Here is a 13,709-nt window from a genome sequence, read left to right as displayed (position 1 = left end):
AATTATTCCTTGGTCTTGTTCTTTTTGTCAGGCTTTTGCTTTGTCTTAGCCTTCTCTTTTTCCTCATCAAGAACTATGTTATCAAGTATCTTCTCGATAAGGAGCTTCTTAACGTAGACGTCGAACAGCATCTGGATGATAAAAGAAAACATCTGCATCTTTTTCTTTTCATCCTCTGAAAGATCGTCGTCCTCAAAGGTGCTAAGGGATCTCTCGTATTTCTTTTTAAGATCCTCAATAGCTGGATCCAGGGCTTCCTTCTGAAGTTCAAAGCAGGTGTCGTAGATACTGCCTAAATTGAACTCATCATCGGAGAGCTGAAATCTCTTTTTCAATGGCTCCAAGAGCGTCTGGATATCGTTGATCGACAGAACGGTCTTAAAGTAATAAATGAAGATCAGAAGGATGATATGATCCTTGCTGTACTTCTTTTTCACCGGAGGCGGAAGAAGATCATTCTTGGCATAATTGTTGATCATGGTCTTGGTGAGTATCTTGTCGGTCTCAGGATGCCTTGTGGTCTTTTTGAGCCTCTCGTCCATAAAGGATGTGAGCTGGTCCATGTACAGGTCAATATTTGGGATCTCATCAAGGGAGATGGTATCGATCCTTCCAAGGGACGCAATTATGCTGTTTAAAAGATCGTCATTGTCGATTGTCATTTCTTAACCTCTTTTGGCATCTTCTGCCATCTGGTGCATCTCTTTTGCGTTCTTTATAGCTGCGTCTGTGATCTCATCGCCGCCAAGAAGTCTTGCAAGCTCGTTAATGCTGCTATCACCTTCAAGCCCGTAGATGTTAGTCACAGTCCTGCCATCCTCAAGTCCCTTCTCGATCATGAAGTGAGAATCAGCCATTGCTGCGATCTGTGGAAGGTGAGTGATGCAGATGATCTGGTGGTCTCTTGAAAGAGCTCCAAGCTTCTCAGAAACCTTCCATGCAGTCTTACCGCTTATACCTGCATCGATCTCGTCGAATATAAGGGTGCTGATGTCGTCTCTGTCAGCGACCACAGTCTTAAGGGCAAGCATGATCCTTGAAAGCTCACCGCCGCTTGCTATCTGATCAAGAGGACGGATTGCTTCGCCAGGGTTAGTGGATATCATGAATTCCACATCGTCATACCCGCGAGCAGAGATCTTGTCCTCGTCACTTCTTACATCGATCTCAAACTGCACATCAAGGAAGTTAAGGTCAATAAGCGCGCTCTTAAGCTTACCTGCAAGCTCCCCTGCGCCCTTCTTCCTGATGTCAGATACTTTTTTACACAGCAAAAGAGCTTTCGACCTGCTCTCATCAAGCTCCTTTTGAAGCTTTTCTCTGTGAGCATCAAGATCAGTTAAAACATCTAGTCTTTCCTGCTTTTTCTCAAGCTCCTCTAATATGAGCTCGATACTCTGGCCATATTTATCCTTAAGGTGATTGATGATATTGAGCCTGTCCTCTACTGTCTTAAACTTCTCGTCGTCAAACTCAAGGTCATCAAGATAGCCTGATACTGCATGGTTAAAATCAGCAAGGAGATTCTCCACATCGCTAAGCTGTTCAAGAAGTCCCTCTATCTCTTTGTCATAGGACGATACAGAGCTCATCTCTCTTACAGCACGTCCTATCATGTCGATGGCAGTCTCTTCATCTCCGCCGCCTGTAAGCATAGAGGCATTTCCCACAGCCTCAGATATCTTGCGGCTGTTGGTCATCCTGCGGTATGAACTCTCAAGCTCTTCATCCTCACCTGCCACAAGTTCAGCGTCTGTGATCTCGCCTACTTCAAACTCAAGGAGCTCCTGTTCTCTTAGCCTTGCATTCTCATCAATGTGAACCTCCGACAGCTCTTTTTCCAGATCTCTCATCCTGTCATAGACAGTTTTGAGCTCACAAAAAGGACCACTGAGTTCATCTGCGCAGTAGTCATCCAGGATTTCCATGTGTTTTTTCTTGTGAAGTAGTTCCTGGTGATCATTCTGACCATGAATGTTTATGAGAATATTGGAGATGTCCCTTAGCTGCCCTGCTGTGACAGTTTCACCAGAAACCTTGGAAATGCTCCTGCCCTGCATGATCTTGCGCTGCAGGACAAGGGTGCCATCATCCTCTACAGGAATATCCATTTCCTGTAAAAGCTTCTTTTTCTCTTCGCTGTCCACCCCAAAAACAAGCTCAACCAGTGCGTACTCTTCCCCAGTACGAATAAGTGATGGATCAGCTTTCCCTCCCAGGGCCAGATTGACGGAGCCAATGACAACAGATTTACCTGCGCCAGTTTCTCCCGTCAGAATATTGAGCCCTTTAGAAAACTCAATCTCCTGCTCTTTAATAAGAGCAAGATTCTTAACGTGTAAGCTATATAACATATTACCTCTCTCATCTTTCTAAAAATGAGAACCCCATCCAAAACTATCAGTGCATGCCAAGCATGTCATAGAATGCTTTCATTACTTCCTTGGCCTGATCGCAGTCCTTAATAGCTACAAAAATTGTGTCGTCGCCGGCAATACAGCCAACAACCTGCTCTATATCAAGAGCATCAATAGCTGCGGCAAGAGCCATAGCCATTCCTGAAACAGTCCTTATAACAAGGATGTTCTGTGCAAGATCCATGCTGACAAAGCCTGCCTTAAGTACGTTGACGTACTTGTCATGCATGACCTCAGGATCTGCGGTGGTATAGACATACTTCTGTCTTCCATCGGGGGTTACCTGCTTGGTCAGCTTCATCTGTCTGATGTCCCTTGACACTGTGGCCTGTGTTACGTCATAGCCTGCGTCCTTTAAGAGTGATGCAAGCTGCTCCTGTGTCTCAACCACATGATTATTGATGATTTCAATAATTTTGTCATGTCTGTTCTTTTTCAAGATGATTCCCCTCTTTTCGTTAGTTTATTTTTCAAATTTCTTACTGATCTTTTCAAGGAAGCTTACCTGGTTAAGCCGAAGGATCTTTGTGGTCTTCTTGGACTTCTTGACCTCGATCTTGTCACCAGTATTCATAATTAGCGTTCCGCTTCCGTCAAAAGATACTATCGCCTGCTGATCAAATCCGTTCCTGCCCTTAAGTAGTTCCACCTCTATCCTGTTGTCCGGCGAGAACAAAAGACTCCTTGAATTAAGTGAGTGTGGACAGATAGGTGTAACAAGAAGCATGTTGGCCAAAGGCTCTATGATCGGACCTCCAGCAGACATATTGTAACCTGTGGAGCCTGTCGGTGTTGAAATAACAAGGCCGTCAGCATAGTAGCTGCACAGGAACTTATCGTTGATATATAAGTTGTAGCCGATAGCAGCGATGCCCTGATACTTGGAAATGATAACGTCGTTAAGTGAGTAGTCCTTTTTCCCGTCAAGACTTCCCCTTAGCATCATCCTCTCTTCGATCTCATAATCTCCAGCAAGGATTCTGTCCAGAGCGTTATCAACATCGCTTACTGCAACCTCTGTGAGGTATCCCATGGTACCAAGATTGACGCCGATAAGTGGCATGTCCATGTAGGCCATGCTCCTGGCTGCCTGCAGAACAGTTCCATCGCCTCCAAGTACTATAACAAGGTCAGTGTCCTCAGGAATCACGCTGAGGTTCTTTCTTGCTACAAATACCGGATCGTCCTCATTTTTTTCCTGAGCGATGATACAGGTCTTACCTTTTGCTTCAAGGTACTCCTTGATATGAGTGGTAAGCTGCAGGTTCCCGTCCTTAATCTTGTTGGTAACAATACAAAACTTTTCCATGGGCCTTATTTCCTTTAAGTAAGCTCGCCATGAGCTTTTGAAACAGTCTCTTCTATAAGTCTGTTGTTATCAGCGTCAAATGATATGCCACTCTTAGCTTCGCATATCTCCTTTAAAAGCTTCTCGCCATCTGCCTCGGTAAGAGAAGCAACTTCTTCATTCCTTAAAGGGTCCTTCCTGATGTGGATAAGATACTCAATGTTTCCCTCAGGTCCCTTGATAGGTGAATACTCAAGGTGAAGAACCTCAAATCCCGCAATGCCCATATAGTCGTAGATCCTGTGGACTACTTCGCTGTGGACTGCCGGGTCTCTAACAACGCCCTTTTTGCCAACCTTATCTCTTCCTGCTTCAAACTGAGGCTTAATAAGGCACACCATTTCTCCGCCATCCTTAAGAAGCCTTCTTGCCGGCAGTAAGATCTTAGTAAGTGAGATAAAAGAGACATCGCAGGATGCAAAATCCAGGTCATCCTCTATATCGTCCCTGACCATATATCTGAAGTTGGTCTTTTCCATGCAGACAACTCTCTCATCGCTCCTGAGCTTCCAGTCAAGCTGTCCGTGTCCCACATCAACTGAGTAAACCTTAACTGCTCCGTTCTGAAGCATGCAGTCTGTAAACCCGCCTGTTGATGCGCCTATATCCATACATACCTTGCCCTCAAGGCTAAAACCGAAGTTCTTAACAGCCTTTTCAAGCTTAAGTCCGCCGCGGCTCACATAGGGGATTGTTGCGCCCTTTACCTCAAGAGAAGTTATCTTTTCTTCCTCAAAGGTGGTTCCTGGCTTATCTTCCCTCTGGCCGTTTACAAAGACGTCTCCCGCCATGATAAGGGCTTTGGCTTTTTCACGAGATGGTGCAAGTCCTCTTGATACTATAAGGACGTCCAGTCTCTCTTTTTCCTTTGCCATAAACTTACCTGTGTACTTCCTTCAAAATTCTATCTGCGATGGACTCTGCGTCGATTCCAAGCTCTTTTCTAAGCTTATCTACACTGCCGTGGGTCACGAACTGATCCGGGATGGCAATGCTAAGGACGCTGCAGTCCAGTCTGTTTTCATCTACGTAGGCCCTTACCTTCTCGCCATATCCGCCGCAGGCCACGTTCTCTTCCATGGTGACAAAGAGCTTGTGAGAGCCTGCTGCCCTGTGGATATACTCGGTATCAATAGGCTTAACAAATCTTGCGTTTACAAGTGAGCAGTTAATGCCCTTATCCTTGAGGATCCTGCGAACCTCTTCACCTATCTTGACCATGCATCCCACTGCAAGAAGGCAGATGTCCTTTTCCTCATAGATAGGCTCGCACTTGCCCATCTCTATTGGTGCCCTGAACTCCTTAAGGCCGTCGTAAGCGTTGCCCCTTGGGTACCTTACTGCTGTAGGGCCATCAAAGTTCACTGCAAACTTAAGCATATCTGAGAGCTCCCACTTGTTCTTGGGGGCCATGATATGCATATTTGGCATTGATCCTAAATAGGACAGATCAAAGATTCCCTGGTGGGTCTCGCCGTCACTTCCAACAAGTCCTGCCCTGTCTATTGCAAACACAACAGGGAGATTCTGAAGACATACGTCCTCCAAGATTTGGTCATAGGCCCTTTGAAGGAATGAGGAATATACTGCAAACACCGGCTTATAGCCACCGGTTGCAAGACCTGCAGCAAAGGTAACTGCGTGCTCCTCTGCGATTCCTGCATCTACAAATCTATCCGGATAAATATTTCTGAATCTCTTAAGTCCTGTTCCATCGGCCATGGCTGCGGTAATAGCCACAACCTTGTCATCCCTGGCACCAAGCTTGCACATAACTGTGGAAAAGATATCCTGGTAGTTGGCAGTTGTTCTTGGATTTCTTGGGATTCCGTTCTCTACGATAAATGGCTCCGTGCCGTGGAATCTTGCAGGATGTCTCTCAGCTGGTTCATAGCCCTTACCCTTCTTGGTAACTACATGGACCATGACAGCTTTTTTGACCTTCCTTGCTTCCTTGATGGCTCTGATAAGACCTGCTGTGTCGTGGCCATCTACAGGACCAAGGTAAGTGATCCCAAGGTTTTCAAATACCATTCCTGGAACAAAGAGCTGCTTGAAACTGTTCTTGGCTCTTCTGATGGAATCTACAACTCTGGTGTTGCTGCGAAGCTGTGCGTACACATCCTCTTTGAGGTTAAGGTAACCTTGCGCTGTACGTACGCTATCAAGATATTTGCCCATTCCACCAACTGATTCGGAAATGGACATCTCGTTGTCGTTTAAGATAATGATATAGTTGGTCTCGAGCTTGCTGAGGTTGTTCATAGCCTCATAAGCCAGACCACCTGTAAGAGAGCCGTCGCCAATAACTGATACTACTGCGTAATCTTCTCCCTTAAGGTCTCTTGCCTTGACCATTCCAAGGCCTGCAGAAATAGAGGTTGAGCTGTGACCTGTGTCAAAAGAGTCGCTGTCAGACTCACCTCTTTTTGGGAACCCGCTCATGCCACCGTACTGGCGCAGGGTATCAAAGCCCTCTTTTCTGCCTGTAAGGAGCTTGTGGGTATATGACTGATGACCTACATCCCAGATGATCTTATCCTTAGGAAGGTCCAAAACTGCATGAAGAGCCATGGTCAGCTCAACAGCACCAAGATTGGATGCGAGGTGACCACCTGTTACGGATATCTTGTTAATAAGAAATTCTCTGATCTCTTTAGCAAGCTCCGGATACTGGGACTGGGGTATTTTCTTTATATCACCTGTTTCATTTATCTGATCTAGAAGCATTTTATCACCGCCAAAAAGTTGTTATTTCTTTCTGTAGATCAAATACGAGAATAGATTTCCAAGGAAGCTCTCTTCAAAGCCCAGCTCTTTTAAGATGTCCTGCGCTTCATCCGACAGCTCTTTTACCCTGGCCTTCGCAGCGTCCATACCATAGATGCTGACGTAGGTGCTCTTACCGTTTTTGATGTCAGAGCCTATGGGCTTGCCAAGCTCTGTCTCATCCCCCTCTATGTCCAGAATGTCATCCTGGATCTGGAAAGCAATACCAACATTGCTTCCTGCTCTCTCAATCTTTTGTACATGGCTAAAAGAAGCTCCTCCCAGAACTGCGCCTATCATAAGGCTGCTCTCTATGAGGGCTCCCGTCTTGTTCTCATCAATGTAGTGGAGAACGCTCTTAGCCTCTTCAATATCGCTATAGGTGGTATCCTCAGCCACAATGTCTGCGCACTGGCCACCTACCATTCCGTAAATTCCTGCCTTGGTGCTAAGGATAGAAAGAGCTTCAAGATATCTGCTGCTCTGCTCCCCATCGTAAGCACTAAGAGCCTTGCCCCTTGCAGCACCTGAAATTGCTGTCTCAAAAGCAAGGTTTAAAAGTCCGTCTCCTGCAAGTGTTGCCATACCAGGGCCGTAAACCACGTGTGTGGTCTTCCTGCCTCTTCTGTACTCGTCGTTATCCATAGCTGGAAGGTCGTCGTGTACAAGAGAATAGGTATGGATCATCTCCATAGCTGCCATGAAGGGATGTACCACTGACATGTCAGCATCATCGCCTGCAAAGAGCTTATAAGCCTCCATCATCATTACAGGGCGGAGGCGCTTACCTCCAGCCAGGAGACTGTAGTTCATAGCTTCTATGACAGTCCTTGCATATCCTTCCTCTTTTGGAAGATACTCCTTAAGGACATCCTCTACATAGGAAGCTCTATTCAAAAGCTCATCTTCAAAGCCGTTTGTTCCCATTTACTCTGTATCCTTTGCAAACTTGGCAAGAACGCCATTAACAAAGGAAGCTGAGCCATCCTGTCCAAACTTCTTGGCAAGCTCAACTGCCTCATTGATCGCAACTCCTGTAGGAACTGACTCATCATATTTGATCTCGTAAAGAGCAAGTCTGATGATAGCCAGGTCAACCTTGGCGATCCTGCTGGTGCTCCAGCCTGTGGTCTCCTTGTTTATGGCTTCGTCAATCTCCGGAAGCTTTTCTGCAATCTTCTCATATTTATCTCTGATGTAGTCGGCATCTGCGCTGCTGATCTCAGTATCTTCTGTTACAGCAAACAGCTCCTCCTGCTCAGACATTTCTTCCATTGAATTAAATTCAACACGAAAGAGCAGCTTGAAAACCTGCTCTCTAAGTTCTGATCTATTCATTTCTTTTTCCTTTTTAAGCCTTAGGCATTGTGATACCAGCAATCCTGATATTAACATCAGTAACTTCAAGGCCTGTCATGTTCTCAACAGAAGCCTTAACTCTTGTCTGAGCCTGCTGGCATGTTGCTGGAATGTTAAATCCATAAGCCATCATAAGTGAAAGGTCAACCTTCACCTCGTTCTGGCCAACGATAACCTTGGCGCCCTTTGATAAATTCTTGCGGCTAACCTTCTCAAGGACATCGCTTGTATAGTTACCAGCCATAGCTGATACACCATCAACTTCAAGGGCTGCAAGAGCTGCTATTCTAGCAACTACATCATCAGCGATCTTAACTGATCCAACCTCTGCAATCTCTTTTCCCATTAGTTCGTACCTCGCTAAAAAATTATCTATTCTAGTATACCATAAATCCCCGCTTCTTGCTCAGAGCCAGATCATTATGGTCCTTGTCTTCTCAAAAGCAGTGTAGGTTACGGTAGAATGATACCCCTGCATATAGTCAAATACATGGCTCTGGGTAAAGAGGTGGTCGAAGATCGCGTCGTACACTGCATCTGAAGCGCACTTAAACGTCACGCACTTGGCTCCCTCTTCATATTTCCTGTTAAAGAGGTCCTGAATAAGGGCAGGCTCAGCTGCTGTGAAGTATTCGCCCTCTCTGACATAGTAATTGTCTGCCATGCCGCTGCACACAGGAAATGATATGATGTCTGACAAGGTGTGCTGCCTTAATATCTCCTCAGTTGTAACGTTGAGATAATCATAGTTAACTTCTGGAAGAAGTGATGGATCTGCGCTCTCTCCGGAAGCTGTCTGGTAGGAAGCATCGCCCCATGTCACATCCAGATAGTAATGAACACCGTTACACAAAACCAAATTCCATGCGTGTCTGAACTGCTGTCCGCTCTTGGTGGTTACCATTCCGGTGACAAAGGTACACTTTACGCCCATCTTGTTAAGAAGGTACTGTGTAGCCTTGGCATAACCATTACATACGCTTCTGCCACCTATAAATACAGAGCACAGATTCTGGTTGTCAGGAGCATCCTTGTCATACTCTGTGTTCTTGATGATATATTCGTAAACGTACTTGACCTTGTAATACTCATCAGGAGTCGCTGGAGCCCCTGCAAGGCACTTATTGACTGCCTCGTTGATCTGGGTCTGACGGCTCTTAACTTCTGCCTCATCGTAGAGATATGTTCCAGAGAAGGCTATTCTTGAAGTCTCCTCGCCCTTGCGATAATCAGTATACTGATAGCCACCAACGTAAAAGAGCTCCGGGTGATCCATAGATACATGCTCAAAAACAAGCTCTATGGCCTCATCACTGGTTGTTGATACGCTGACATCAGTAGCAAGATGCTCCATGATGGCAAGCATCTCAACATAGAGGGTCTTGCCTGCATCAGTAAGTCTGTCGTAGGCATAAAGGCCTTCCTGCTGCTTTTTAAGCTTCTCAATACCGCTGTCAGTAAGACCAACTTCTTCTCTCTTTTTGGTTATCTCCTCAGGAGCATCGTCATAGCTCTTGTAGAAGCTCGCATAGTCTGAATCCGCTTTAACAGGAGCTCCATCCGGATATTCATTATGTCCGCTTGGAACGCCGTTGTCAGAGATCCTGTCAACGCCTATCTCAGCAGGAACATCCGTGTACTCTGAAATGTCCACATACTCAACAGCTGGTTCTTCAGATGTTTCCTCAAGAGTAATTTCAGAAACAGACTCATCTATAACAGCTTCTTCATACTCAACAGGATCTTTCATGCCAAGAGCGCGAAGATAGTCGTCAAAGCTCTCATACTGACAACCACTTAGCGTCGCTGAAAGAATCGCAGCTGCCAGAAGGAACGCGATCTCACTTTTATTTAGTGGCCATTTCTTTTTCAAAAGCCATCCTCCCAAAACACTTTAGTTCTTCTTGAACTCAGAAAGAACCAACCCCTTGTTCCTCTCCATGGTCATGCCAACACTCCACTCATTGATAAACAGAAGAAGTGGTCTGTCGTGCATATCCTTGATCTTCTTCATGTCGGAAGTTCCAACAAGAGAAGACATGTCAACATCCTCATTGTCTACCCATCTGATGTACTCATAAGGAAGTGACTCTAAAATGATATCTACATTGTACTCGCTTTCAAGCCTAAACTTCAAGACATCAAACTGCAGTACACCTACTACTCCTACAATTATCTCCTCAAGACCTGTGTTGTACTCCTGGAAGATCTGAATAGCACCCTCCTGGGCAATCTGGGTGATACCCTTAACAAACTGCTTACGCTTCATGGTATCTACCTGGCGAACCCTTGCAAAGTGCTCTGGAGCGAAGGTAGGGATTCCCTCGTACTTAACATTGTCCTTAGGCATGCATACTGTATCTCCGATTGAGAAGATACCTGGATCAAATACGCCCATGATATCACCGGCATAGGCCTCTGAAAGGATCTTACGCTCGTCAGCCATAAGCTGCTGAGGCTGTGAAAGTCTCATTACCTTGCCGCTCTGAACGTGCTTAACTTCCTTGTCTGCATCGTATCTGCCTGAGCAGATCCTCATGAATGCTACTCTGTCTCTGTGAGCCTTGTTCATGTTGGCCTGGATCTTAAATACAAATGCTGAGAAGTCGTTCTCAAGTGGATCGATAACTGTTCCATCAGCAGAAGTTCTGCCTGTTGGAGGTGTTGCCATCTTAAGGAAGTGATGTAAAAAGAGCTCTACGCCAAAGTTCTGAAGAGCTGAACCAAAGAATACTGGTGTGAGCTGTCCTGCTCTTACCTTCTCAAGGTCATACTCAGCTCCTGCTCCGTCAAGAAGCTCAATCTCTCCTGTGAGCTTATCATAAGCGTCCTGACCGATCTCGCTGTCGATGGCTGCCTTGTCATCAAGATTGATGATAGTCTCTTTTCCCTCCTTGGTACCCTTCTGGGTCTCTGAGAAAGTAACGATGTGTCCCTCTCTTCTGTCGTAGATACCCTTGAAGTTCTTACCTGAACCGATAGGCCAGTTCATAGGGCATGTGGCAATACCAAGGTTATTCTCAATATCATCAAGAAGATCAAAGGTGTCCATGGCATCTCTGTCCAGCTTGTTGATAAATGTAAAGATCGGAATATGGCTCATGGCGCAGACTTTAAAGAGCTTACGGGTCTGAGCCTCAACACCCTTGCTGGCGTCGATTACCATGACCGCAGAATCCGCTGCCATAAGTGTTCTATATGTATCCTCTGAGAAATCCTGGTGTCCAGGAGTATCAAGGATATTGATACAGCATCCTTCATAGTTGAACTGAAGAACTGATGATGTTACTGAGATACCTCTCTGCTTCTCGATCTCCATCCAGTCAGATACCGCATGTCTTGCTGTAGCCTTACCCTTAACGGAACCAGCCATATTGATAGCTCCACCGTAGAGAAGAAATTTCTCTGTCAAAGTTGTTTTACCCGCATCAGGATGAGATATGATGGCAAAAGTTCTTCTCTTATTTATTTCTGAAATTACTTCTTTAGAATTACTCATTAAAAAATATCCTCTGAAATTGTTCTTTCTTTCACTTAAAACAAGGGCTGTGGAAAAAGATTTTTCACAGCCCCGCATTATGTCTATATAGTCAAGTGGTCGGATTACTGAGCACAGTCTTTTATTGAGAAGCTGATTCTGCCCATCTTGTCCTTGCCAAGGCATACAACCTTAACTGTATCGCCAAGTGTAAGTACATCCTCAACATGCTCGATTCTCTCCTTGGAGATCTTGCTGATGTGAACCATACCCTCCTTGCCAGGAGCGAACTCTACGAATGCGCCGAACTCCTTGATGCTTACAACCTTACCTGTAAATACCTGACCCTTTTCGAAGTCTGTAACGATTGTGTTGACCATATCAACAGCCTTCTGGATCTCAGCAGCATCTTCGCCGCAAACTGAAACCTTACCGTCATCTGTGATGTCGATCTTAACGCCAGTTCTTGCGATGATCTCGTTGATTGTCTTACCACGCTGACCAACAACGTCGCCGATCTTCTCAGGATCGATCTGGATAGATACGATCTTAGGAGCGTACTTGGATACTTCCTTACGAGGCTCAGCAATAGCCTTGCTCATGCACTCGTCCATGATGAAGAATCTAGCCTCACGGCACTGTGCGATAGCTGTCTCAACGATAGGCTTTGTAAGACCGTGGATCTTGATATCCATCTGGATAGCTGTGATACCGTCTTTTGTACCAGTTACCTTGAAGTCCATATCTCCGAAGAAGTCCTCAAGACCCTGGATATCTGTAAGTACTACGAAATCGTCATCTGTATCGCCTGTTACAAGACCGCAGGAGATACCAGCAACCATCTTCTTGATAGGAACACCAGCAGCCATAAGTGACATGCATGATGCACATGTTGAAGCCATTGATGTTGATCCGTTAGACTCGAAAGTCTCAGATACTGCACGGATTGAATATGGGAAGTCCTCAACTGAAGGAAGAACAGGAAGGAGTGCTCTCTCTGCAAGAGCTCCGTGTCCGATCTCTCTACGTCCAGGTCCTCTTGAAACCTTAGTCTCACCTACTGAGTAAGCAGGGAAGTTGTACTGGTGTACATATCTCTTGTCAGAAGCAAATGCATCAAGGCCTTCTACCTTCTGAGCCTCTGAAAGAGGTGCAAGAGTTACAACGTCACAGATCTGTGTCTGTCCACGAGTGAACATAGCACTTCCGTGTACTCTAGGAATAAGATCGATCTCTGCTGCAAGAGGTCTGATCTGCTTGATATCACGTCCGTCAGGTCTCTTGTGATCTTTAAGGATCATCTTACGAACTGTCTTCTTCTCGTACTGATAAATAGCTTCGCCGAGGATTGCAAGCCACTCCTCGTTATCTGCAAACTTCTCTGATAGTCTTTCTGTAATCTCAGCGATGTTGCCCTCTCTGGTCTGCTTGTCGTCTGTGAATACAGCCTTCTCCATCTCCTCTGGAGGAACAACTTCCTTGATAGCTGCGAAGAGCTCCTCAGGAACTGCACAGCTTGTGTACTCGTGCTTAGGCTTACCGATCTCAGCTACGATGCCCTTGAAGAACTCGATGAGCTGAAGGTTTACATCGTGAGCCTTGTAGATAGCTTCCTTCATCTTCTCCTCAGGAATCTCGTTGGCACCAGCCTCGATCATGATAACCTTCTGACCAACTGAAGCAACAGTAAGCTTGAGGTCACCTGTGTTCCACTGCTCCTGAGTAGGGTTAACGATAAGCTCTCCATCGATCATACCCATCTGTGTCATAGCGCAAGGGCCATCGAATGGGATATCAGAGATTGAAACTGAAACTGAAGCGCCAAGCATAGCTACGAGCTCTGGTCTGCACTGTGGATCTACTGACATAACCATTGTCTCGATTGTAACGTCGTTTCTATAATCCTTAGGGAAAAGAGGTCTCATAGGACGATCAATTACACGGCTTGTGAGGATAGCGTTCTCAGAAGGCTTACCCTCTCTCTTGTTGTATCCGCCTGGGAATTTACCAACAGCGTAGAACTTCTCACCATACTCAACTGAGAGTGGGAAGAAATCGATTCCGTCTCTTGGCTTAGCTGAAGCTGTAGCTGTGCAGAGAACAGTTGTGTCTCCATACTGCATGAATGCGCAGCCATTTGCCTGTTTTCCTACCTTGCCGATCTCAACCTTAAGAGTGCGTCCGGCCAGTTCCATTGAATAAGTTTTTACCATTTTGTTTGTCTCCTTTTCCTGCTCATCCGCGGTCCTTCATCCACAGAAAAATCTCTGTACTTCAGGTGCGTGTGCAGTTTAAACATGTTTTCGTCTTCTATAGAAAAGCGCATTTTGCGCATATT

Annotated in this window: 12 protein-coding genes; all 12 read right to left on the bottom strand. The window is 45.6% G+C overall.

The genetic code is table 11. From position 1 onward, the window contains the following. Positions 1-2 precede the first annotated feature (2 nt). The 12 genes from D6855_RS01535 to D6855_RS01480 all read right to left on the bottom strand — a co-directional run bounded on the left by D6855_RS01535 (position 3) and on the right by D6855_RS01480 (position 13,584). Positions 3-662 carry a DUF1836 domain-containing protein gene (locus D6855_RS01535; protein WP_120737338.1) on the bottom strand — a complete coding sequence of 220 codons (660 nt, stop codon included), beginning with the start codon at positions 660-662 and terminating at the stop codon, positions 3-5. A 3-nt stretch (positions 663-665) separates the two neighbouring features. Further along, a complete protein-coding gene (gene recN, locus D6855_RS01530; RefSeq protein ID WP_120737336.1) occupies positions 666-2,354 on the bottom strand; it encodes a DNA repair protein RecN in 1,689 nt (562 codons plus the stop codon). A gap of 46 nt (positions 2,355-2,400) precedes the next feature. Continuing rightward, positions 2,401-2,856 (bottom strand): arginine repressor, encoded by a 456-nt coding sequence (gene argR / locus D6855_RS01525; protein WP_120737334.1) that lies wholly within the window; start codon positions 2,854-2,856, stop codon positions 2,401-2,403. Between the two features lie 24 nt (positions 2,857-2,880). Next, complete coding sequence (locus D6855_RS01520; RefSeq protein ID WP_120737333.1) at positions 2,881-3,726, bottom strand: NAD(+)/NADH kinase; 846 nt, start codon at positions 3,724-3,726, stop codon at positions 2,881-2,883. A 14-nt stretch (positions 3,727-3,740) separates the two neighbouring features. Next, complete coding sequence (locus D6855_RS01515; RefSeq protein WP_120737330.1) at positions 3,741-4,640, bottom strand: TlyA family RNA methyltransferase; 900 nt, start codon at positions 4,638-4,640, stop codon at positions 3,741-3,743. 4 nt (positions 4,641-4,644) lie between these two features. Continuing rightward, positions 4,645-6,495 carry a 1-deoxy-D-xylulose-5-phosphate synthase gene (gene dxs / locus D6855_RS01510; protein WP_120737328.1) on the bottom strand — a complete coding sequence of 617 codons (1,851 nt, stop codon included), beginning with the start codon at positions 6,493-6,495 and terminating at the stop codon, positions 4,645-4,647. A 21-nt stretch (positions 6,496-6,516) separates the two neighbouring features. Continuing rightward, positions 6,517-7,461 carry a polyprenyl synthetase family protein gene (locus D6855_RS01505; RefSeq protein ID WP_120737326.1) on the bottom strand — a complete coding sequence of 315 codons (945 nt, stop codon included), beginning with the start codon at positions 7,459-7,461 and terminating at the stop codon, positions 6,517-6,519. Next, the gene (nusB, locus tag D6855_RS01500) at positions 7,462-7,872 is read right to left on the bottom strand and encodes a transcription antitermination factor NusB (RefSeq protein ID WP_120737324.1); all 411 of its coding nucleotides are present in this window, start codon (positions 7,870-7,872) and stop codon (positions 7,462-7,464) included. Positions 7,873-7,885: 13 nt separating this feature from the next. After that, a complete protein-coding gene (locus D6855_RS01495; protein ID WP_120737322.1) occupies positions 7,886-8,239 on the bottom strand; it encodes an Asp23/Gls24 family envelope stress response protein in 354 nt (117 codons plus the stop codon). Positions 8,240-8,299: 60 nt separating this feature from the next. After that, positions 8,300-9,766 carry a transglutaminase domain-containing protein gene (locus tag D6855_RS01490; protein WP_120737320.1) on the bottom strand — a complete coding sequence of 489 codons (1,467 nt, stop codon included), beginning with the start codon at positions 9,764-9,766 and terminating at the stop codon, positions 8,300-8,302. Between the two features lie 21 nt (positions 9,767-9,787). Then, positions 9,788-11,392, bottom strand: coding sequence for a peptide chain release factor 3 (locus D6855_RS01485; RefSeq protein ID WP_120737318.1), 1,605 nt, complete (start codon positions 11,390-11,392; stop codon positions 9,788-9,790). A 104-nt stretch (positions 11,393-11,496) separates the two neighbouring features. Further along, complete coding sequence (locus tag D6855_RS01480; RefSeq protein WP_120737316.1) at positions 11,497-13,584, bottom strand: polyribonucleotide nucleotidyltransferase; 2,088 nt, start codon at positions 13,582-13,584, stop codon at positions 11,497-11,499. Positions 13,585-13,709: the final 125 nt, after the last annotated feature.

Origin of the sequence: Butyrivibrio sp. CB08 (assembly GCF_003625485.1) — a bacterium.
GTDB lineage: Bacteria > Bacillota > Clostridia > Lachnospirales > Lachnospiraceae > Butyrivibrio.
This window is presented reverse-complemented; position numbering and strand designations above follow the sequence as displayed.

Bases quoted from the DNA above. Each gene is read 5' to 3' on its own strand.
- D6855_RS01535 (WP_120737338.1), bottom strand. From the start codon at position 662: ATGACAATCGACAATGACGATCTTTTAAACAGCATAATTGCGTCCCTT.
- recN (WP_120737336.1), bottom strand. From the start codon at position 2,354: ATGTTATATAGCTTACACGTTAAGAATCTTGCTCTTATTAAAGAGCAG.
- D6855_RS01520 (WP_120737333.1), bottom strand. From the start codon at position 3,726: ATGGAAAAGTTTTGTATTGTTACCAACAAGATTAAGGACGGGAACCTG.
- D6855_RS01515 (WP_120737330.1), bottom strand. From the start codon at position 4,640: ATGGCAAAGGAAAAAGAGAGACTGGACGTCCTTATAGTATCAAGAGGA.
- dxs (WP_120737328.1), bottom strand. From the start codon at position 6,495: ATGCTTCTAGATCAGATAAATGAAACAGGTGATATAAAGAAAATACCC.
- D6855_RS01505 (WP_120737326.1), bottom strand. From the start codon at position 7,461: ATGGGAACAAACGGCTTTGAAGATGAGCTTTTGAATAGAGCTTCCTAT.
- nusB (WP_120737324.1), bottom strand. From the start codon at position 7,872: ATGAATAGATCAGAACTTAGAGAGCAGGTTTTCAAGCTGCTCTTTCGT.
- D6855_RS01495 (WP_120737322.1), bottom strand. From the start codon at position 8,239: ATGGGAAAAGAGATTGCAGAGGTTGGATCAGTTAAGATCGCTGATGAT.
- D6855_RS01485 (WP_120737318.1), bottom strand. From the start codon at position 11,392: ATGAGTAATTCTAAAGAAGTAATTTCAGAAATAAATAAGAGAAGAACT.
- D6855_RS01480 (WP_120737316.1), bottom strand. From the start codon at position 13,584: ATGGTAAAAACTTATTCAATGGAACTGGCCGGACGCACTCTTAAGGTT.